This window comes from Pseudomonas sp. G5001 (assembly GCF_013385475.1).
In the GTDB taxonomy this organism is placed as follows: Bacteria; Pseudomonadota; Gammaproteobacteria; order Pseudomonadales; family Pseudomonadaceae; genus Aquipseudomonas.
Genome location: NZ_JACAPZ010000005.1, coordinates 1 through 20288 on the forward strand (window position 1 = coordinate 1; position 20288 = coordinate 20288).

Below are 20288 nucleotides of genomic sequence, written 5' to 3' on the forward strand. Positions count from 1 at the left end.
TTACACGCTGCTGTCAACACCTCTTTTTCTCCGCTTTCGACCGAGAAGATCGAAACGTTAATAGGGCCAAACAACACTGCCTTACTAACTCCTTCTGGGCTTCGATGACCTGAAGCAACTCGCTGCCGAAACCTACATAACTCTTTGTTTACCAAGGAGTTTTCCGTTTCGACTGCGCCGGAAGTGGGGCGAATTATAGACTTCCAGAATCTGCCGTCAACCCTTAATTCAGCTTTTCTATCAAATAGGCATTTCTGGCTAAAAACCGACCAACTTCCCTCCATATAGAGAGCCTCAACAACCCTCTATATAGAAGAGAAGCTTCAGATGACCCCGGCCTCCCTCAAAGCCGACACATTCGCTGGCGTCAAACCCAGCACTTGCTGCAGCACCTGATGGGTATGCTCACCCAACAGCGGAGGTGCGCTGCGGTATTCAACAGGCGTCTTGGACAGGCGCATAGGACTTGCCACCTGGGGCACAGTACCAGCCAACGCATGAGGCAACTGCATCGCCAACCCGCGCGCTTTCACCTGAGGATCGGCAAACACCTGCGCCAGGTCATTGATCGGGCCGCAAGGCACACCTACTCGCTCCAGCTGAGCCACCCATTCAGCCGTGCTCTTGAACACGGTAGCCTGACGGATCAACGGAATCAGCACCGCCCTGTTAGCCACTCGCAGCTTATTAGTAGCAAACCTAGGATCATCCGCCCACTGGGGCTGCCCAGCCACTTCGGCAAATTTGCGGAACTGCCCATCATTACCCACAGTAAGAATGAAGTCGCCATCCGCCGTAGGAAAATCCTGATAGGGAACGATATTCGGATGAGCGTTACCCAGGCGCTTTGGAGAGACGCCCGTCGTCAGGTAGTTCATCGCCTGATTAGCCAGACAAGCCACCTGCACATCCAGCAACGCCATATCGATATGCTGGCCGCCACCATCATGATCCCGGTGAGCCATGGCCGCCAGGATCGCAACTGTCGAGTAAAGCCCCGTAAGAATATCCGTCAGCGCCACGCCAACCTTAACCGGTCCGGCGCCGTCTTCACCCTCCGGGCGGCCAGTCAGGCTCATCAGCCCGCCAAGCCCCTGGATCATGAAGTCGTAGCCCGCCCGCGTCGCATAGGGCCCGGTTTGACCAAACCCGGTAATCGAGCAGTAGATCAACTCCGGATTGATCTCCTTGAGCGACTCATAGTCCAACCCATAGGCCGCCAAGCCGCCTACCTTGAAGTTCTCGATCAGAATGTCGGACTTCGCCGCCAGGTCACGCACCAGCTTCTGGCCCTCCGGCCGCGTGAAGTCGATCGTCACCGATTCCTTGTTGCGATTGGCAGACAGGTAATACGCCGCCTCAGTGGTGTTTTCCCCATACGCATCCTTGAGGAAGGGTGGCCCCCAGGCACGAGTGTCGTCGCCACTCCCGGGCCGCTCGACCTTGATCACTTCAGCGCCAAGGTCTGCAAGTATCTGCCCGGCCCAAGGGCCCGCCAGCACTCGCGACAAATCCAGTACCCGCAGGTGCGAAAGCGCGCCCATGGTCGTTCTCCTATTAATAGAACGCCTGAATACCGGTTTGCGCTCGCCCCAGGATCAATGCATGCACGTCGTGAGTACCCTCATAGGTATTCACCACTTCAAGGTTGACCAGGTGGCGGGCAATGCCGAACTCATCCGAGATGCCGTTACCACCGAGCATGTCACGCGCCATCCGGGCAATGTCGAGCGACTTGCCACACGAGTTACGCTTCATGATCGAGGTGATTTCCACAGCCGCAGTGCCCTCATCCTTCATACGACCCAACCGCAGGCATCCTTGCAGCGCCAGGGTGATTTCAGTCTGCATGTCTGCGAGCTTCTTCTGGATCAGTTGAGTAGCCGCCAAAGGCCGCCCGAACTGCTGGCGATCAAGGGTGTACTGACGCGCGGTATGCCAGCAGAATTCCGCGGCCCCCAGGGCACCCCACGAGATCCCGTAGCGTGCCGAGTTAAGGCAAGTGAACGGTCCTTTCAGGCCACGCACATCCGGGAAGATGTTCTCTTCAGGAACAAACACGTTATCCATGACGATTTCACCGGTGATCGAGGCGCGCAATCCGACCTTGCCGTGGATCGCCGGAGCACTCAGGCCTTTCCAACCCTTTTCCAGCACGAAGCCGCGAATGTCGCCCGCATCGTCCTTGCCCCACACCACGAACACATCCGCAATCGGGCTGTTGGTAATCCACATCTTGCTGCCAGTGAGGCTGTAGCCGCCATCCACTTTGCGCGCGCGGGTAATCATCGCGCCCGGGTCGGAACCATGGTTAGGCTCGGTCAGGCCAAAGCAGCCAATCCATTCACCAGAGGCCAGCTTCGGCAGGTATTTCTGCTTTTGCGCTTCGGTACCGAATTCATTGATAGGCACCATCACCAGTGAGGACTGCACACTCATCATCGAACGGTAGCCAGAGTCCACACGCTCTACTTCACGAGCGATCAGGCCATAGCTGACGTAGTTCAATCCACTGCCACCGTACTGCTCTGGAATCATCGCCCCCAGCAGGCCGGTCTCACCCATTTCGCGGAAGATCGCAGGGTCAGTCTTTTCATGGCGGAAGGCTTCGAGAACACGGGGCGCCAGCTTGTCCTGGGCGAACTGTTGGGCACTGTCGCGCACCATGCGTTCTTCTTCGGTGAGCTGTGAATCCAGCAGCAGTGGATCGATCCAGTTGAAGCTTGCCTTACCGCCCATGAGTGAGTCCTCGCGAAGTAAATCAAAAGTCGTGCATGGAGCCTAGGCCGGGCAGGCGAGGAGGGCAAACGAGGATTTTGCATAGCCTTGTGCTAATTTCTCACTCCGTAACATTCAAAAGCGGCATAGATGCTCTTTACTTGTGAGGTCACGGTACATGCGCAGAAAAATTCCCAGCACCACGGCGCTGGTCAGTTTCGAGGCTGCTGCCCGCCACGAGAGCTTTACCAAGGCGGCACAGGAGCTTTCGATCACCCAGGGCGCAATCTGCCGACAAATCGCCAGTCTTGAGGAGTTTTTAAGTGTCGAGCTGTTTCGACGCTCGCGCCGGGGCGTGAAACTGACAGAAGCAGGGCTTTCCTACAGTCGCCGGGTGGCTACGCAACTTGACGCCGTGGAACGCGACACCCTTTCGATCATGGGACAGCAGGGCACCAACGTTATTGAACTGGCGGTGGTCCCGACGTTCGGCACCCAATGGCTGATCCCACGCCTCAAGGACTTTCAGCACCAGCATCCCGAAGTCACCGTCAACCTGACCAACCGCACACGGCCTTTCCTGTTCGCCGATACCGAATTCGACGCGGCAATCTACTTTGGCGATGCCGACTGGTCCGGTACCGAATCCCACAAACTGATGGGAGAAAACCCGCTCCCGGTATGCAGCCCGCGCTTGCTGGGCGATCGCACGCACTTCACTGCACACGAAATCGCCGAACTGCCCCTGCTGCAACAAACTACTCGACCCTATGCCTGGCGCCAGTGGTTCAACGCGCAACAGCTGGACATACCCCGCGACATGACAGGCCCGCGTTACGAGCTATTCTCCATGTTGTCCCAGGCAGCCATGCACGATATGGGCATTGCACTGATACCGCCGTTCCTTATTCAAAGGGAACTGAGCGATGGGCACTTGGTGATTGCCAGCCCTCAGGTACTGGCGAGCTCAAAGGCTTACTACCTGATGATTCCCGAGAGAAAGGTCGAATCAGCTTCTCTGCATGCGTTCAGAGACTGGCTGATTGATCAGTCGCATCGTTACAACCCCAATATCTAAAGGGTCTTCGTCAATTTATTAACTTTGTAGTCAACAAAATAAAATACCTACATATGTATATATATGTCGCAATTTAGAAGACCGCATCTTTTGACCCTGAAATGGCCTTTAAGCCATGTAGGTATTGGCCTGTAGCCATAAAATTGCAGCGATGCCCAATCATTCACGTCGGCGATGGAGAAGCGCTGATATTTCGGTAAAAACTCTTTAATCTCCTGTATTTAAACGACTTTAATCTATCCATTGCGACAATCGGTCACGGGGTGACTTGTAGTTAATTTTTTGTCACCCGTCATAATCTCTTGAAGGCCGTAAAGTTCGCCTGCAAAATGCCGCGCCCCGCTGTATTTCAGCGGGATCGTGCTGATCGGCCGCCCAGATTCGCCTGTCGTGGCGCACTGGCCTTTTACAAAAATCAAAGCAAAAAGATCATGCAGGAGATTTGACGTGCACATTGGTGTTCCTCTCGAAACCCAGACCGGTGAAACGCGGGTGGCTGCCACCCCGGAAACCATCAAGAAGCTGATCGGCCAGGGCCACAAGGTCACTGTGCAAAGCGGGGCAGGCATCAATGCCAGTGTCGTCGACAGTGCCTATGAAGCAGCGGGCGCAACCATTGGCAGCGCCAGTGATGCATTCGGCGCCGAGCTGATCCTCAAGGTGGTCGCCCCCAATGACAGCGAACTGACGCTGATCAAAAGCGGCGCAGTGCTGGTGGGCATGCTCAATCCGTTCAGCAACGAAACCATCACTCGACTGGCCGAGCATGGCATCACGGCCTTTGCCCTTGAGGCCGCGCCGCGCACCTCCCGCGCGCAGAGCCTGGATGTGCTTTCTTCCCAGGCAAACATTGCCGGCTACAAGGCTGTACTGCTCGCCGCCCATCACTACCCACGCTTCATGCCAATGCTGATGACCGCCGCCGGTACGGTGAAAGCCGCTCGCGTGCTGATTCTTGGAGCTGGTGTAGCAGGGCTGCAGGCGATCGCTACCGCGAAACGCCTGGGTGCGGTCATCGAAGCGTCCGACGTGCGTCCGGCGGTAAAGGAACAGATCGAATCCCTGGGCGCCAAGTTCGTCGACGTGCCATACGAAACTGATGAAGAACGTGAATGCGCGGTTGGCGTGGGCGGTTACGCGCGCCCAATGCCAACAAGCTGGATGCAGCGCCAGGCCCTGGCCGTGCATGAACGTACCAAGCAAGCCGACATCGTCATCACCACCGCATTGATTCCGGGTCGCAAGGCACCGACCCTGCTCAGCGCCGAGACCGTCGCACAGATGAAGCCAGGCTCGGTGGTCATCGACCTCGCCGCAGCCCAGGGCGGCAACTGCCCGCTGACCGTGGCAGACCAGGTGGTCGTGGAAAACGGTGTGACCATCTGCGGCCCGACCAACCTGGCCGGCGCCGTCGCCGCCGATGCCTCGGCGCTGTACGCACGCAACCTGCTGGACTTCCTGAAGCTGGTCTTCACCAAGGAAGGGCAGTTTGAAATCAACCTCGAAGACGACATCGTCGCCGCGTGCCTGATGTGCCGCGACGGCCAAGTCATCCGCAAAAACGCCTAAGCAGGGATTCAGACGATGGAAGAGCTTATTTCCCCCGGTATCTACAACCTGATCATCTTCGTGCTGGCGATTTATGTCGGCTATCACGTGGTCTGGAACGTCACCCCGGCCCTGCACACCCCGCTGATGGCCGTGACCAATGCGATTTCGGCGATCGTGATCGTCGGCGCCATGCTGGCAGCCGCACTCACCGTGACACCACTGGGCAAGACCATGGGCACCCTGGCCGTGGCGCTCGCAGCGGTCAACGTGTTCGGTGGCTTCCTGGTTACCCGCAGGATGCTTGAGATGTTCAAGAAGAAAGCCCCGAAAGCAAAAGAAGAGGCGCCATCGTCATGAGCATGAATCTGGTCACGACGCTCTACCTGATCGCGTCGATCTGCTTTATCCAGGCCCTTAAAGGCCTGTCACACCCGACGACGTCCCGGCGCGGCAACCTGTTCGGCATGCTCGGCATGGCGCTGGCAGTGCTCACCACCGTGGGCCTTATCTATAAGCTCGGCGCCGAGCTGGCCACTGCCGGCATTGGCTACGTCATCGTTGGCCTGCTGGTCGGCGGCACCGCCGGCTCGATCATGGCCAAGCGCGTGGAAATGACCAAGATGCCGGAGCTGGTGGCGTTCATGCACAGCATGATCGGCCTGGCTGCAGTGTTTATCGCCATCGCCGCAGTCGTGGAACCACAGTCGCTGGGTATCGTGAAACACCTGGGGGATTCGATCCCCGCCGGTAACCGCCTGGAGTTGTTCCTCGGTGCAGCCATCGGTGCAATTACGTTCTCCGGCTCGGTCATCGCCTTCGGCAAGCTGTCGGGTAAGTACAAGTTCCGCCTGTTTCAGGGCGCACCAGTACAGTTCGGCGGTCAGCACAAGCTGAACCTGGTGCTGGGGCTGTTGACGCTGGGCCTGGGCCTAGCCTTCATGTTCACCGGCAACCTCAGCGCCTTCGCATTGATGCTGGCCCTGGCGTTCGTGCTGGGCGTGCTGATCATTATCCCGATTGGCGGCGCCGACATGCCGGTGGTCGTCTCGATGCTCAACAGCTACTCCGGCTGGGCTGCGGCGGGGATCGGCTTCTCGCTGAACAACTCGATGCTGATCATCGCCGGTTCGCTGGTGGGTTCAAGCGGTGCGATCCTGTCGTACATCATGTGCAAGGCGATGAACCGCTCCTTCTTTAATGTACTGCTCGGCGGTTTCGGCAACACGGCAGACGCCGCCGGCCCGGCCGGCTCGAAAGAAGCGCGCCCGGTGAAATCCGGCTCGGCTGACGATGCAACCTTCCTGCTGACCAACGCCGACACCGTAATCATCGTACCGGGCTACGGCCTGGCGGTGGCACGGGCACAACATGCGCTGAAAGAGCTGACCGAGAAGCTGACCCACCGCGGCGTGACCGTGAAGTACGCGATCCACCCGGTTGCAGGCCGTATGCCTGGTCACATGAACGTATTGCTGGCCGAGGCAGAAGTGCCTTACGACCAGGTGTTCGAGATGGAAGACATCAACTCCGAGTTCGGCCAGGCCGACGTGGTGCTGGTGCTAGGCGCCAACGACGTGGTCAACCCGGCCGCCAAGAACGATCCCAAGTCGCCCATCGCGGGCATGCCGATCCTCGAAGCGTTCAAGGCCAAGACCATCATCGTCAACAAGCGCTCGATGGCCAGCGGCTATGCCGGCCTGGACAACGAACTGTTCTACCTGGACAAGACCATGATGGTCTTCGGCGACGCCAAGAAGGTCATCGAAGACATGGTCAAGGCCGTCGAATAAACACTGCGCCAGCGCAATACCCAAAACCCTGGCCTTTAGTAGGCTGGGGTTTTTTATTGCCGGTAAAAACCGACAAAAGGCTCTAAATCGCTGCCTGGCATTCGACCATGGTAGCGGGACGAAATTTTTTGAAATCACTAGACTGCGCATCTTGCTTCCGTAGCCCGAGATAACAATCCATGTACCGTGATCGTATCCGCTTGCCTTCGTTGTTGAACAAGGTCATGAGCGCGGCTGACGCTGCCGCACTGATCCAGGACGGCATGACCGTCGGCATGAGCGGCTTCACCCGCGCCGGTGAAGCCAAGGCCGTGCCCCACGCCTTGGCCGAACGCGCCAAGACATCACCGCTGAAAATTACCCTGATGACCGGCGCCAGCCTGGGCAACGACCTGGACAAGCAACTGACCGAGGCCGGTGTACTGTCGCGACGCATGCCATTCCAGGTAGATAGCACCCTGCGCAAGGCGATCAACGCCGGCGAGGTGATGTTTATCGACCAGCATTTGTCGGAAACCGTCGAGCAGTTGCGCAACAATCAGCTCAAGCTACCGGACATCGCGGTGATCGAAGCCGTAGCGATCACCGAGCAAGGCCACATTGTGCCAACCACTTCCGTGGGCAACTCCGCCAGTTTCGCGATTTTCGCCAAGCAGGTGATCGTCGAGATCAACATGGCGCATAACCCGAACCTGGAAGGCCTGCACGACATCTATATCCCGAGCTATCGCCCGACCCGCACGCCAATTCCGCTGGTGGCCGTGGACGACCGTATCGGCAGCACCGCGATTCCGATTCCGCCGGAAAAGATCGTCGCGATCGTCATCACCAATCAGGCGGATTCGGCCTCCACCGTGACGCCGCCCGACAGCGACACCCAGTCGATCGCCAATCACCTGATCAACTTCCTTAAAGAAGAAGTCGACGCCGGACGCATGACCAACAAGCTCGGCCCGCTGCAGGCAGGCATCGGCAACATTGCCAATGCGGTGATGTGCGGTTTGATCGAGTCGCCCTTCGAAGACCTGACGATGTATTCGGAAGTCCTCCAGGATTCCACATTCGACCTGATCGACGCAGGCAAGCTGAGCTTTGCCTCAGGCAGTTCGATCACATTGTCGGAACGGCGCAACGCCGACGTGTTCGGCAACCTGGAGCGCTACAAAGACAAATTGGTGCTGCGGCCCCAGGAAATCTCCAATCACCCGGAAGTGGTGCGGCGCCTGGGCATCATCGGCATTAACACCGCGCTGGAGTTCGACATCTATGGCAACGTCAACTCCACCCACGTCTGCGGCACCCGGATGATGAACGGAATTGGCGGCTCGGGCGACTTCGCGCGCAACGCGCACCTGGCGATCTTTGTCACCAAGTCGATTGCCAAGGCCGGCGCGATTTCCAGCGTGGTGCCAATGGTCAGCCATGTGGACCATACCGAGCATGACGTCGACATCCTCGTGACCGAGGTCGGCCTGGCGGACCTGCGGGGCCTGGCGCCGCGGGAGCGGGCTCGGGTCATCATCGACAACTGTGTGCACCCGGCGTACCGCGATGCCCTGAACACCTACTTCACCCAAGCCTGTGTGCTGGGCGGGCACACCCCGCATATCCTGCGAGAAGCACTGAGTTGGCACATCAACCTGGAAGAAACCGGGCATATGCTGAAGGCGTGATTGATACAGATTCGGGCTGATGCAAACACAGTTTCATCAGCCCGAGCTTCCGAGCCCAACTTTTATAAAAAACTGTACTGCTGTACCGGTCATTTCCTACCGAAATATCCTACCTCGAACTCCATAAACGCCTAAAACGCACCATAAAAGTGCCGACAGGTACAGTTGCTCCAATTTCGTACAGTACAGCCCCTATAAACAGTTAACTGGCCCCTCACAATACAGGTGAACTGTATCTAGAGAGTCTTGCGCGGGAGGAGGATCATTGGCACCAGTTAAACCACTACCTAATCCCGCCACAAGCGGAAGGATGTCATCATGGAACGTACACTCAGTTCCGATCTGTTCTTCGAAGAAAAAGCTGTAAACACCCAGGCTTCCCTGCCTCTGCGCGTTCTCGCCAACCTGATGTTGTGGCAGCGCCGCATCTCCAGCCGCCATCAACTGGCTCGTCTGGATTCGCGTCTGCTGGCTGACGCCGGTATCAGCGAAGCACAACGCTACGAAGAGCTGAGCAAGCCGTTCTGGCGCTAATTAGCGTCCGCTGGCCCTGACCCACCGGGTCCACCGCCAGCACTCCGAATTGTTAAAGCAGAACCCGCCCCGGGTAACCGGCGGCGGGTTCTGCTGTTTCTGGGGTTTGGATTTTCAATGGCGAAAACAGTCGGCTTTCTACAGACCGATACAGTTTAAAAAACATAACAATTAATCAGTACAATTTAACCCGCGTGTATCTGTACCGGTAGCACCCTCCAGCCCAAGATGGTGTTCCAGGACCTCATGAAAGGCGCGCGTCATGAATACCAAAAACCAGCAACACCCTCGGTTGATACAGCTACTCAAGCGCACCGCTGCAGCACTCGTCTGCTGGGGGCAACGGGCCCGCACACGCAGGCTGCTGGCTCAACTGGATCCGCGGGAATTGTCCGATGCGGGTATCAGTCACGGCGACCGGGCATCTGAGCTGACCAAATCGTTCTGGCGCGAGTAATCACCGCAGGAAGCTATCCGAACAGATAAGCGGCGGCTAATATCCGGCTACCACGTGGCGAACCCTGTAGAACGGGCGTCTGATGCCCATGGTCTCGCTGCTCAAGCAGTAGCTTTGTGCCACCCTTTCGTTCATTTACAGGAGTCACCCCATGTCCCGTCTTCACCTGCTGAGCGCTGCAGCCCTGCTGGCCCTGGCTGCCAATGCCAACGCCTCCAGCCTGATCGTGACCACGGATTCGATCGTCGGCGCACTGAAAGCCACCTCAGACGCCACCTCCGATGCCACTTCCTCCCTGCGTGACAACAAGGTCGTACGTGCCGCCCGTGACGACGCCGCCAGCTTCGTTGCCAGCGAAGGCGCCATCCGTGGCGTAAAACTGGAAAGCGCCCTGGCCCAGATCCGCCAACAGGCTCCACAACTGAATACCGCGACTGACGCGCAGCTGGCCCAGGCGATCCTGGCCATCTGACCGCAGGTGGGATAAAGGGGGCGCCAGGCGCTCCCCGAACCCTCCGCGCTGGCTCTCGCCCGGGCATTGCGCTAGCCTTGGCGCTCGTTTTCAGTTGTCGAGTCCCATGGCTTTTTCATACCGCCTGTTGATCGCTCCCGTAGTGTTTTGCACCTGCTGGTCCACGCAAGCTCCGGCCTTTGACCTGTCCACCCAGAGCCTCGTTGTCAGTGCGTATGCCACCAGCAAAGTGACCTCCGCACCGTTCGACCATAAACTGATACTGGCCGCCCAGGATGACGCTGCCGCTTTCATTGCCACTGACGGCCAATGGCGGGGAGCCCGACTGGAATCAGCGCTGGATTATCTGCGCCATACCCAGCCAAAACTTAACGCCAGTGACCTTGAACTGGCGCAAGCAATTCTCGTCCAATAATCATCTTTGTATTTCGGAGTCATTCCATGCGTAGCCCGCTGATCGCCGCCGCTCTCGGCCTGCTGTTGTTGGCCGGTGTTGCCCAGGCACAAACCCTGAAGGCCACCAGTAACATCATCGTCCGAGCCTCGGCCCGTACCATCGATTTCACCTCGGACACCACCACGTCCATCCGCGACTCCAAAGTCGTACGCGAAGCCCACGACGATGCCGCCAGTTTCGTCGCCAGCAATGGCGAGATTCGTGGCGCTCAACTGGAAGCCGCCTTCGACACCCTGCGAACCCGCGTGCCGGAAGCCCGCGACGCCAGCGACCAGGTCCTCGCCGAAGCTATCCTCTCTCTGTGAGGCGCATTGCCGCCTGGCTACTGGCCGGCACCTTGCTGCTGGGCGCCAGCGCGGCTCAGGCCGCCCTGCAACTGCGGCTCAAGACCGATGGCTTGAGCCCGGCCCAGCAGCAGGCGAGCCAGGCATTGCTGGATGAAGCGATGCAGGCGTTGCCGCCGCGCTTCATCGAGCAACTGGACCGGACCATCGACGTCGGCTGGACCGACAAGATGCCCGAGAACGCCTACGGCCAGGCTTCGCTGGTGTCCGAACTGGACCTCAACAGCAACTTGCTGGAAAGCCTTACCGACGGCAGTGCCGCGACGCAAAAAACCAATCGCCCCCACGGGACCGTGCGCCGGGAAATGCTCGCCACCGTGCTGCATGAACTGACCCACATCTATGACCGTGCCCGCCTGTGGTCCAGCGCCGACCGCAAGCTGATCCAGCGTTGCAGCCGCCAGAACAACATCACCGGCCTGATCGGCCTGCCCGATCAATGCCGGGGCCAGAACGACCGCCGCTTTACCCTCAGCGATGACCCACGCCTGCTGGACCTCGCCGGGTGGCCGCAATACGTCGGCCGTCGCGGCGAACGTGAACAGAACAACCATCAGGTCGCCCGCAGCCCGGACATCTACGAAACCACCAGCCCGCTGGAATTCGTCGCCGTCAACATGGAGTACTTCCTCCTCGACCCGAGCTATGCCTGCCGCCGGCCTTCGCTGTACCGCTATTACAAGGAACACTTTGGCTGGGCGCCGCCCGCCAAGGACACCTGTGCCAAAACCTACGCCTTCCTCAACGCCGGCAACGACTTCGCCAAGACTCCACTGGGCCAGGTCGACCCCGAGCGGGTCTACGAAATCGACTACCTGCTGGCCGAAGCCAACCAGAACCTCGTGAGTCGCTGGGGCCACAGCATGCTGCGCCTGGTGATCTGCGCCCCCGGCCGGCCACGGGGCCCGGACTGCCGCCTGGACCTGGACCAGCACCTGGTGTTGTCCTACCGCGCGTTTGTCGGTGACGTACAACTGTCGAGCTGGGACGGCCTGATCGGCAAATACCCGTCGCGGCTGTTCGTGCTGCCGCTGTCTCAGGTCATTGACGAGTACACCAAGACCGAGCTGCGCGGCCTGGCGTCGGTGCCGTTGAAGCTCACGCGCCAGGAGATCAACGATACCGTCGAACACGCCGCCGAAATGCACTGGAGCTACGACGGCAACTACTTCTTCATCTCCAACAACTGCGCAGTCGAGAGCCTGAAACTGTTACGCAGCGGCAGCGCCAACCCGCAGCTGACCGGCCTGGACAACATCACGCCCAATGGCCTGCTGGAAGTCCTCAAGGGCCGAGGCCTGGCCGATACCAGTGTGCTGGACGACAAAAAACGCGCGCTGCGCCTCGGCTATCACTTCGACTCCTTCCGCGAGCGCTACCAGGCGATGTTCGAGGTGTTGAAAAAGCGCCTGCCGATCAAACAGGCTGAAGTGGAGGATTGGTTGTCACTGAGTGCCGAAGAGCGCCGCCCATGGTTCGCCGAAGCCGACCTGCGCGCCAGCGCCGCCTTGTTGCTGCTGGAACAGGCGAGCTTCCGCAAGCAGCTCATGCTGGCCCAGGATGAAGTCAAGCAACGCTACCTTGGCGCCCGCGAGCTGAAGAACGGCGGCATGGAAAAGGCCAACGCGACGTTGCAGCAGATCCTTGCCAACAGTGGCTTCCTCAGTCGCCCGGCAGAGCTGCTGGGCACCAGCGGTTACGGCTTGCCACAACCAACAGAATCCAAACGCCTGGAATCAGAGAGCGCCGCGCGCCAGAAGCAGTTGCAGTCGCTGACCGGCGATCTGGACAAAGAGGTGAGGGCGCTGCTGGAACCGGCCCGCGCGGCGGAGATTGCCGCATGTGAAGCCAACCTCAAGCAGCTAGGCGAGCACTTGCGCGCACTGCACAAGGCCTCCGGCGGGTTCGAACTGCCCTAGAGCGCTTCTCCGGCTTCTTCCGGTAGTTGCTCATCCAGGTGTAACCACGGCAATCGGCTCTCTACCCAGATGTGCCGATCTGCCGGGGCCAGCTCCGGGTGATCCAGGGTTGCGATGGTCACATCGATACTCTCGGCACTCAGTTGCGTTACCAGCGCCAAATGCGCCCCACAGTTAGAACAGAAATACCGCACGCATGTCGGCGAAGATTCGTACTGCGCCGGCGTTCCCGCCACCCAGGCGAACGCGGAACGGGGCAGGGTGATCCAGGTTGTCACCAAGCCGCCGCTGACCCGCCGGCAAATCGAACAGTGGCAGTGGGCAATATCCACCAACGCCCCGCTGAACTGATAACGCACCCGCCCGCAATGGCAGCCGCCTTGGTGTTGCTGATGCATGCTCTGTCTCCCACATCCTTATTTCACACAGGACCAGTCGTCCATTCAACGTAGCCCGTTTCTCAAGCGAAAGCTGGCTGAAAGCTTCCGGGACTAGGATCGCCCACCACTACCGGCAACAGACCGGTTGTTAACAACAACAATGGTGATTCCCGATGTCCGCCCGTACCCGCCTGTTTGCCCCGACTCCACCCGTACGCCTCGTGCCTTTCGTTCTGCGCTGACCCAACCGGTTCGCCATTCCCTAGCCGCGCTACGCCTGGAGTATTCCTATGCTGACTTTCCTTGGCTTTGCCATGGTCATCACGTTCATGTTCCTGATCATGACCAAGCGCCTGTCTGCGCTGATCGCCCTGATCATCGTACCGATCCTGTTCGCGCTGTTCGGCGGCTTTGCCCCGCAGATCGGCCCGATGATGCTCGCGGGCATCACCAAGCTTGCGCCGACCGGCGTAATGCTGATGTTTGCCATCCTCTATTTCGCCTTGATGATCGACTCCGGCCTGTTCGACCCGGCCGTGCGCAAGATCCTCAAGCTGGTCAAGGGCGACCCGCTGAAGGTCTCGGTCGGCACCGCCGTGCTGGCCCTGGTGGTATCACTGGACGGAGACGGCGCCACCACCTACATGATCTGCGTGGCCGCCATGCTGCCGCTGTACCAGCGCATCGGCATGAGCCCGCGGATCATGGCCGGCCTGATCATCCTCGCCGGTGGGGTGATGAACATGACCCCATGGGGTGGCCCGACCGCCCGCGCCGCCAGTGCATTGCACGTGGACCCATCGGATATTTTCGTACCGATGATTCCAGCCATGGCCGCCGGCGTCGTCGCCATCCTGGTGATTGCCTATATGTACGGCAAGCGCGAACGGGCACGCCTGGGCGAGCTGCACCTGCAAGGCGATGAAATCGACCACAGCGAAATCAGCGTCTCGCAATACCCGGACGCCCGCCGTCCGAAACTGATATGGTTCAACGGCGCACTGACCTTCGCCCTGATGTGCACCTTGATCGCCGGCCTGTTGCCACTGCCGGTACTGTTCATGGTGGCCTTCAGTATCGCGATGATCGTCAACTACCCATGCCTGCAGATGCAGAAAGACCGGATCGCCGCCCATGCCGGCAGCGTCCTGGCGGTCACCGGCCTGATCTTCGCCGCCGGTATCTTCACCGGCATCCTGTCCGGTACCGGCATGGTCGATGCCATGTCCAAGAGCCTGCTGGCCGTCATCCCTGACGCGCTGGGGCCTTATCTGGCCGTGATCACCGCGCTGGTGAGCATGCCGTTTACCTTCTTCATGTCCAACGATGCCTTCTACTACGGCGTTCTGCCGGTACTGGCCGAAGCCGCCAGCCACTACGGCATCACTGCCGTGGAAATGGCCCGCGCCTCAATCGTTGGCCAGCCTGTGCACTTGTTGAGCCCACTGGTTCCATCGACCTACTTGCTGGTAGCCCTGGCGGGTATCGAATTTGGCGATCACCAGCGCTTCACCCTCAAGTGGGCGGTGCTGGTGTGCCTGTGCATAATGGTCGCCGCTTTGCTGATGGGGATTTTTCCGCTGTTCAGCACTCTATAATCGTACAACTTACTGCGCCGGCTCTTAAGGCTGGCGCGGTCTAACACTCGCTCAAAGGAATACACATGGAATGGCTGACCAATCCGGAAATCTGGATTGCCTTCTTCACCCTGACGGCCCTCGAGATCGTCCTGGGCATCGATAACATCATCATGATTTCGATCCTGGTCAGCCGCATGCCCAAGCACATGCAGGCGCGTACCCGGATCTTCGGCCTGGCGCTGGCGATGGTCACGCGGATCCTGTTGCTGCTGTCGATCACTTGGGTCATGCGCCTCACCGACGATCTGTTCGTGGTGTTCGGCCAAGGCATTTCCGGCCGCGACCTGATCCTGTTCTTCGGTGGCCTGTTCCTGCTGTGGAAAAGCTCCCAGGAGATGTACCACGCCCTGGAAGGTGAAGACGAAACCCACGACGAGCCGAAGGGCGCCGGTGGCAAGTTCATCTACACCATCATCCAGATCGCGATCATCGACATCGTGTTCTCCCTCGACTCGGTGATTACCGCCGTTGGTATGGTTTCCCACGTACCGGTGATGGTGGCCGCGATCATCGTCGCCGTACTCGTGATGATGCTGGCCGCTGGCACCATCAGCGATTTCATCGACAAACACCCGTCGCTGAAGATGCTGGCGCTGTCGTTCCTGCTGGTGGTAGGTACCGTGCTGATCGCCGAAGCCTTCGACGTTCACGTGCCAAAAGGCTACGTTTACTTCGCCATGGCGTTCTCCCTGGCGGTTGAAGCGGTGAACATCAAGATGCGTACCGCCATCGCGAAAAAGAAGAAACAGCAGGACCCTGTGAAACTGCGCAAGGACATTCCGGGTCAATAACCTGGACCCGCTGCTGAAAAAGGGGCTTTAGAGCCCCTTTTTTTCATCTGCAAAAAGCTGATTTCATGACAGTTTTGTTTCAATCCCGACTTTAGCTATGCGATGCTGGCGCCGAGCCCATTCGCCAACTACAGCTTAAGTACAAGACGTAGAACGGCACGCGGCACTATTCACTTGCTCCGATTGGAGCACGACTCAACACAGGGGGCCCAGCATGCTGACCCTGCTCAATCTGCTTTCCGCGGTAACCCTGCTGATCTGGGGCACGCACATCGTCCGTACCGGCATCCTGCGGGTCTACGGCTCCAACTTGCGCCAGGTCATCGGGCAGAACATGTCCAAGCGCTGGCTGGCGTTTATCGCCGGCATCCTGGTGACGGCCATGGTGCAAAGCAGCAACGCCACGGCGATGCTGGTGACTTCGTTTGTCGGCCAGGGCCTGATGGGCCTGATGCCCGCCCTGGCGACCATGCTCGGTGCCGATGTCGGTACCGCGCTGATGGCCCGGGTGCTGACCTTTGACCTGTCGTGGCTGTCGCCGCTGTTGATTTTCCTCGGGGTGATTTTCTTCCTGTCGCGCAAACAGACACGCGCCGGGCAGATGGGCCGTGTCGGGATCGGCCTCGGGCTGATCATCCTTGCGCTGCAACTGATCGTCGAAGCCGCGGGCCCGATCACCCACGCGCAGGGCGTCAAGGTCCTGTTCGCCTCGCTGACCGGCGACATCTTGCTCGATGCCCTGGTCGGCGCACTGTTCGCGATGATTTCCTACTCCAGCCTGGCCGCCGTCCTGCTGACCGCGACCCTCGCCGGTGCCGGCGTGATCGGCCTGCACGTGGCCATCGGCCTGGTGATCGGCGCCAACATCGGCAGCGGCGTGCTGGCCTTCCTCAGCACCAGCATGCAGAACGCCGCCGGGCGCCAGGTGGCCCTGGGCAGCCTGCTGTACAAGCTGATCGGCTTGCTGCTGATCATCCCGGTACTCGACCCGCTGGTCGGCTGGATGGATAACCTGGACTACAGCGCCCAAGGCATGGTGATCACCTTCCACCTGCTCTATAACGTTATTCGCTGCCTGATCCTGCTGCCCACCATCGGCCCGATGTCCCGCTTGTGCGCCTGGTTGCTCCCGGAACGCGAAGAGGTCAACGGCCTGGCCAAGCCGCGCCACCTGGACCTGGCAGCACTCGCCACCCCAAGCCTGGCACTGGCCAACGCCGCCCGCGAAACCCTGCGCCTGGGCGACCTGATCGACAACATGCTGACCTCGATGCTGGAGGTGCTGCGCGGCAAGCAAACCGCCATCACCCAGGAAATGCGCAGCCTGAGCGACGATGTCGAGGCGCTCTACAGCGCGATCAAGCTCTACCTCGCGCAAATGCCCCGGGAAGACCTCAGCGAACAGGACAGCCGACGCTGGGCCGAGATCATCGAACTGTCGATCAACCTGAAACTGGCCGGCGACCTGATCGAACGCATGCTGCGCAAGGTCCAGCAGCAAAAGACCTCCCAGCGCCGTTCATTCTCCGAAGTCGGCCTGGAGGAACTCGCGGGCCTGCAAACCCAACTGATCGCCAACCTGCGCCTGGGGCTCTCGGTGTTCCTTAGTGCCGACCCGGAAAGCGCCCGGCAACTGCTGCGGGAAAAGCGCCGCTTCCGCGCCCAGGAGCGTCGCCTGGCCCACGCCCACGTCAGCCGCTTGCAACGTAAAATCGTACAGAGCCTGGAGACCAGTTCCTTGCACCTGGAGCTGATTGCCGACATGAAGCGTCTCAACTCGCTGTTCTGCAGCAGCGCTTATGTGGTGCTGGAAACCACCGACACCGGCGCCCTCTCGGCGGACGATATTGCCGACATCACCCATTCGCCCTGAACGTACGACGGCGAGTGAAGTCAGTTAACAACGGACCTCACTCGCCAGGAAGCCTGTTATGCGTCGCCTGCTATTCGCCTGCCTGCTCATGGGTTCGGCACACACCTTTGCCTTTGACCGCCTGCAAGTCGAGGGCTACACCCTGCCCAACGGCCTGCAATTGCTGCTCAAGCCGGGCACCGAACGCGGCCATGTGGCAATCCGCCTGGTGGTGGGTGTGGGCCTGGATGACTTCAGTTGCGAAGACAAGGAACTGCCGCACCTGCTGGAGCATTTACTGTTCAGCGGGATCGACGGTGGCGGCGAAGGTGAACTGGAAGAACGCATGCAAGCCCTCGGCGGCGACTGGAACGCCTACACCAGCAATGCCGACACCACTTTCGTCATCGAGGCTCCGGCGCAGAACCAGCGCAAGGTGCTCGACCTGCTGCTGGCCATCATCACCCGCACCCAACTGACCGACGCCAACATCAATGCCGCCAAACAGGTGGTGGAGCGCGAAGACGGCGGCCATTACTCACACCTGCAACGGCTGCTGGACCGCCAGGACCTCGGCCACAAGGCCAGCAGTCAGCTTGCCGTCGAACTGGGGCTCAAATGCGCCGAGCGGGCCGAAGTCGAGCACCTGACCCGCGACCAGTTGGAAAAGCTGCGCAAGGCCTGGTACGCCCCCAACAACATGACCCTGATCATCGTCGGCGACCTCGACAAGCTGCTGCCGGCCTATCTCGAACGCACCTACGGCGCACTGGATCCGGTTGACCCCAGCGAACATCGCCCGTTGCCGGAGATTCAACACGCCGCCGCCGTCCGCCGCGACCTGATCCACGGCTGGGTCGGTGACAACGCCAAGCTGCACTGGTTATTCCCCGAGCCGGTGCTGGACGACCAGTACGATGAAACCTTCGACCTGCTCAAGGACTACCTGGATTGGGCGCTGTATCGTCAATTGCGCTTGCAGCACGGCTTGTCCTATGGCCCATGGAGCGAGCGCGAAGTGCTGGGCGGCGTCGGCTTCATGAGCCTCAACGCCGACCTTGAACGCGACAACCTGCCGGAAGCCGAGCACGTGCTGGAAACCCTCAGGGCCCAACTGCTCAAGGACGGCCTCGACCCGGCCACCTTCGCCCGCCTGCAACAAGCCGCCATTGCCCGCCAGGCGTGGGCCGTTCAAGGCAACAGCGCGTTGGCCGACTATTACTGGAGTGCCTCGGGCGACTACGCCAAAGGGCATTTCAGCGACCCGGCCAAGCGCATCAAGGCCGTCAGCCTGGACCAAGCCAACCAGGCCATGCGCGAGCTGTTCAAGCAGAACGGCTACTGGCGCATCGAGAAACCGTTGTTCAGCTACGATAGCCTCAACTGGATCGCCGCAGGCGCACTGGGGCTGATTGCGATTGTGTTACTAGGCGTGTGGCGTTATCGCAAAGGGATTGCGTAATCGGGCCCCGAGAAAACGGCTAAAACGTTATTCTGTCTGGGATTTTTCCTACAAAGACTGTGAACTGCCGAATGCCTATCCTGACTCACACCATCCAGCGCATCCTCGAGCTGATGAAGCGCTACCCAGGGGTGATTGCACTCGGCGGTTTCATCTCGGGTGTGGGCAGCTTCATCCTGGTGGATCGCCAGCAAGGCATGGCCAGCTGGATCGCGATCATCATGCTGGTGAGCTGGTTATGGCTGATGCTCGAAAACAGCCTCACCCAGCTGTTCAGCAAAGTCTTCAAACGGGAAATCCCCGAACCGCTGCTGCGCTACGCCACGCAGATGATCCATCAGGAAAGCCTGTTTTTTGTCCTGCCGTTCTTTTTTGTCACCACCACCTGGAACAGCGGCCAGTCGATCTTTACCGGCCTGCTGGGCGCGGCGGCGTTGGTCTCCATCACCGACCCGCTGTACTACAAGTGGCTGGCGCCCAAGCGCTCGCTGTTTCTCGCACTGCACACCCTGACCCTGTTTGCGGCCCTGCTGACCGCGCTGCCGATCATCCTGCACCTGACCACCGCCGAGAGTTACAAACTGGCCCTCGGCGTGGCAATGGCGCTCTCTATCCCGAGCCTGGCCGTGAGCCTGCCGCTGCGTAGCATCAAGGGCTGGGCGATGCTGTTGGGGGTTACCGCAGCGATTGGTTGCGCCGGCTGGTTCCTGCGCACTTGGGTGCCGCCCGCGACGCTGTGGATGACCGAAGTGGCCATCAGCACCCAATTGCAGGACCGCACGCCCGGCGATGACCTGAAAGAAGTCAGCGCCGCCCAACTGCGCAGCAGCGGGCTGTATGCCTACACCGCGATCAACGCGCCGCGCGGCCTGGATGAGCGGATCTACCATGTGTGGAAATTCAACGGCAAGGAAGTCGACCGCATCGCCCTGGACATCCATGGTGGGCGCAAGGAAGGCTATCGGGCCTGGACCCACAAGCAGAACTTCCCCCCCGACTCGGTAGGACGCTGGCAGGTACGGGTGCTGACCGAAGATGGCCAAGTGATCGGCGTGTTGCGCTTCAAGGTGACTGACCCCGGTCAGGGCGCTACAACGCCAGACGCGCCAAAGTAGGCAGGATCGTGCTATTACGTAGGAATTCTGGAATAGCCAAACAAGCTCGGAGCTT

At 59.7% G+C, this 20288-nt stretch carries 19 protein-coding genes; 16 read left to right on the forward strand and 3 right to left on the reverse strand.

Annotation, left to right across the window (positions count from 1 at the left end; translation table 11 throughout):
* Positions 1 to 323: 323 nt before the first annotated feature.
* Both HX805_RS01345 and HX805_RS01350 read right to left on the reverse strand, forming a co-directional pair.
* Positions 324 to 1544 (reverse strand): CaiB/BaiF CoA-transferase family protein, encoded by a 1221-nt coding sequence (locus tag HX805_RS01345; RefSeq protein WP_177116525.1) that lies wholly within the window; start codon positions 1542 to 1544, stop codon positions 324 to 326.
* A gap of 13 nt (positions 1545 to 1557) precedes the next feature.
* A complete protein-coding gene (locus HX805_RS01350) occupies positions 1558 to 2739 on the reverse strand; it encodes an acyl-CoA dehydrogenase (RefSeq protein WP_003214743.1) in 1182 nt (393 codons plus the stop codon).
* A gap of 157 nt (positions 2740 to 2896) precedes the next feature.
* On the opposite strand from HX805_RS01350, the gene HX805_RS01355 reads away from it, so the two are divergent.
* The 11 genes from HX805_RS01355 (at position 2897) to HX805_RS01405 (ending at position 12993) form a co-directional block, all read left to right on the forward strand.
* On the forward strand, positions 2897 to 3796 hold the full coding sequence (locus HX805_RS01355) for a LysR family transcriptional regulator (RefSeq protein WP_003214745.1): 900 nt from the start codon (positions 2897 to 2899) through the stop codon (positions 3794 to 3796).
* 447 nt (positions 3797 to 4243) lie between these two features.
* Positions 4244 to 5365, forward strand: coding sequence for a Re/Si-specific NAD(P)(+) transhydrogenase subunit alpha (locus HX805_RS01360; protein WP_177116526.1), 1122 nt, complete (start codon positions 4244 to 4246; stop codon positions 5363 to 5365).
* Between the two features lie 15 nt (positions 5366 to 5380).
* The gene (locus tag HX805_RS01365; RefSeq protein ID WP_008439664.1) at positions 5381 to 5704 is read left to right on the forward strand and encodes an NAD(P) transhydrogenase subunit alpha; all 324 of its coding nucleotides are present in this window, start codon (positions 5381 to 5383) and stop codon (positions 5702 to 5704) included.
* A complete protein-coding gene (locus HX805_RS01370) occupies positions 5701 to 7137 on the forward strand; it encodes an NAD(P)(+) transhydrogenase (Re/Si-specific) subunit beta (protein ID WP_003214748.1) in 1437 nt (478 codons plus the stop codon). Before HX805_RS01365 ends, HX805_RS01370 begins: the two co-directional genes overlap by 4 nt.
* A 179-nt stretch (positions 7138 to 7316) precedes the next feature.
* Positions 7317 to 8810 carry an acetyl-CoA hydrolase/transferase family protein gene (locus HX805_RS01375; RefSeq protein WP_087694539.1) on the forward strand — a complete coding sequence of 498 codons (1494 nt, stop codon included), beginning with the start codon at positions 7317 to 7319 and terminating at the stop codon, positions 8808 to 8810.
* Positions 8811 to 9128: 318 nt separating this feature from the next.
* Positions 9129 to 9344, forward strand: a complete 216-nt coding sequence (locus HX805_RS01380) for a DUF1127 domain-containing protein (RefSeq protein WP_003214752.1) — start codon at positions 9129 to 9131, stop codon at positions 9342 to 9344.
* 262 nt (positions 9345 to 9606) lie between these two features.
* A complete protein-coding gene (locus HX805_RS01385; RefSeq protein ID WP_177116527.1) occupies positions 9607 to 9801 on the forward strand; it encodes a DUF1127 domain-containing protein in 195 nt (64 codons plus the stop codon).
* 151 nt (positions 9802 to 9952) lie between these two features.
* Positions 9953 to 10273, forward strand: a complete 321-nt coding sequence (locus HX805_RS01390; protein WP_008439660.1) for a DUF2388 domain-containing protein — start codon at positions 9953 to 9955, stop codon at positions 10271 to 10273.
* Between the two features lie 106 nt (positions 10274 to 10379).
* Complete coding sequence (locus tag HX805_RS01395) at positions 10380 to 10688, forward strand: DUF2388 domain-containing protein (RefSeq protein ID WP_008439654.1); 309 nt, start codon at positions 10380 to 10382, stop codon at positions 10686 to 10688.
* Positions 10689 to 10714: 26 nt separating this feature from the next.
* The gene (locus HX805_RS01400; RefSeq protein ID WP_003214760.1) at positions 10715 to 11035 is read left to right on the forward strand and encodes a DUF2388 domain-containing protein; all 321 of its coding nucleotides are present in this window, start codon (positions 10715 to 10717) and stop codon (positions 11033 to 11035) included.
* Positions 11032 to 12993 carry a DUF4105 domain-containing protein gene (locus HX805_RS01405; protein ID WP_003214762.1) on the forward strand — a complete coding sequence of 654 codons (1962 nt, stop codon included), beginning with the start codon at positions 11032 to 11034 and terminating at the stop codon, positions 12991 to 12993. The genes HX805_RS01400 and HX805_RS01405 overlap by 4 nt, the downstream gene beginning before the upstream one ends.
* Here the strand turns inward: HX805_RS01405 and HX805_RS01410 are convergent.
* Positions 12990 to 13391, reverse strand: a complete 402-nt coding sequence (locus HX805_RS01410) for a GFA family protein (RefSeq protein ID WP_177116528.1) — start codon at positions 13389 to 13391, stop codon at positions 12990 to 12992. The two genes, HX805_RS01405 and HX805_RS01410, sit on opposite strands and share 4 nt — an antisense overlap.
* A 272-nt stretch (positions 13392 to 13663) precedes the next feature.
* Between HX805_RS01410 and HX805_RS01415 the strand changes: the two genes are divergently transcribed.
* From HX805_RS01415 to HX805_RS01435, 5 genes are all read left to right on the forward strand, one after another.
* Entirely contained in the window at positions 13664 to 14971 is a 1308-nt protein-coding gene (locus tag HX805_RS01415; RefSeq protein WP_003214766.1) for a CitMHS family transporter, read from the forward strand.
* A 65-nt stretch (positions 14972 to 15036) separates the two neighbouring features.
* On the forward strand, positions 15037 to 15804 hold the full coding sequence (locus HX805_RS01420) for a TerC family protein (protein ID WP_003214768.1): 768 nt from the start codon (positions 15037 to 15039) through the stop codon (positions 15802 to 15804).
* A 214-nt stretch (positions 15805 to 16018) separates the two neighbouring features.
* Positions 16019 to 17677 carry a Na/Pi cotransporter family protein gene (locus HX805_RS01425; protein ID WP_003214770.1) on the forward strand — a complete coding sequence of 553 codons (1659 nt, stop codon included), beginning with the start codon at positions 16019 to 16021 and terminating at the stop codon, positions 17675 to 17677.
* Positions 17678 to 17735: 58 nt separating this feature from the next.
* The gene (locus tag HX805_RS01430; RefSeq protein WP_177116529.1) at positions 17736 to 19118 is read left to right on the forward strand and encodes a pitrilysin family protein; all 1383 of its coding nucleotides are present in this window, start codon (positions 17736 to 17738) and stop codon (positions 19116 to 19118) included.
* Between the two features lie 71 nt (positions 19119 to 19189).
* Positions 19190 to 20233 carry a DUF5924 family protein gene (locus tag HX805_RS01435; protein WP_003214774.1) on the forward strand — a complete coding sequence of 348 codons (1044 nt, stop codon included), beginning with the start codon at positions 19190 to 19192 and terminating at the stop codon, positions 20231 to 20233.
* Positions 20234 to 20288: the final 55 nt, after the last annotated feature.

Bases quoted from the DNA above. Each gene is read 5' to 3' on its own strand.
- HX805_RS01345 (WP_177116525.1), bottom strand. From the start codon at position 1,544: ATGGGCGCGCTTTCGCACCTGCGGGTACTGGATTTGTCGCGAGTGCTG.
- HX805_RS01350 (WP_003214743.1), bottom strand. From the start codon at position 2,739: ATGGGCGGTAAGGCAAGCTTCAACTGGATCGATCCACTGCTGCTGGAT.
- HX805_RS01355 (WP_003214745.1), top strand. From the start codon at position 2,897: ATGCGCAGAAAAATTCCCAGCACCACGGCGCTGGTCAGTTTCGAGGCT.
- HX805_RS01365 (WP_008439664.1), top strand. From the start codon at position 5,381: ATGGAAGAGCTTATTTCCCCCGGTATCTACAACCTGATCATCTTCGTG.
- HX805_RS01370 (WP_003214748.1), top strand. From the start codon at position 5,701: ATGAGCATGAATCTGGTCACGACGCTCTACCTGATCGCGTCGATCTGC.
- HX805_RS01375 (WP_087694539.1), top strand. From the start codon at position 7,317: ATGTACCGTGATCGTATCCGCTTGCCTTCGTTGTTGAACAAGGTCATG.
- HX805_RS01380 (WP_003214752.1), top strand. From the start codon at position 9,129: ATGGAACGTACACTCAGTTCCGATCTGTTCTTCGAAGAAAAAGCTGTA.
- HX805_RS01385 (WP_177116527.1), top strand. From the start codon at position 9,607: ATGAATACCAAAAACCAGCAACACCCTCGGTTGATACAGCTACTCAAG.
- HX805_RS01390 (WP_008439660.1), top strand. From the start codon at position 9,953: ATGTCCCGTCTTCACCTGCTGAGCGCTGCAGCCCTGCTGGCCCTGGCT.
- HX805_RS01395 (WP_008439654.1), top strand. From the start codon at position 10,380: ATGGCTTTTTCATACCGCCTGTTGATCGCTCCCGTAGTGTTTTGCACC.
- HX805_RS01400 (WP_003214760.1), top strand. From the start codon at position 10,715: ATGCGTAGCCCGCTGATCGCCGCCGCTCTCGGCCTGCTGTTGTTGGCC.
- HX805_RS01410 (WP_177116528.1), bottom strand. From the start codon at position 13,391: ATGCATCAGCAACACCAAGGCGGCTGCCATTGCGGGCGGGTGCGTTAT.
- HX805_RS01415 (WP_003214766.1), top strand. From the start codon at position 13,664: ATGCTGACTTTCCTTGGCTTTGCCATGGTCATCACGTTCATGTTCCTG.
- HX805_RS01420 (WP_003214768.1), top strand. From the start codon at position 15,037: ATGGAATGGCTGACCAATCCGGAAATCTGGATTGCCTTCTTCACCCTG.
- HX805_RS01425 (WP_003214770.1), top strand. From the start codon at position 16,019: ATGCTGACCCTGCTCAATCTGCTTTCCGCGGTAACCCTGCTGATCTGG.
- HX805_RS01430 (WP_177116529.1), top strand. From the start codon at position 17,736: ATGCGTCGCCTGCTATTCGCCTGCCTGCTCATGGGTTCGGCACACACC.
- HX805_RS01435 (WP_003214774.1), top strand. From the start codon at position 19,190: ATGCCTATCCTGACTCACACCATCCAGCGCATCCTCGAGCTGATGAAG.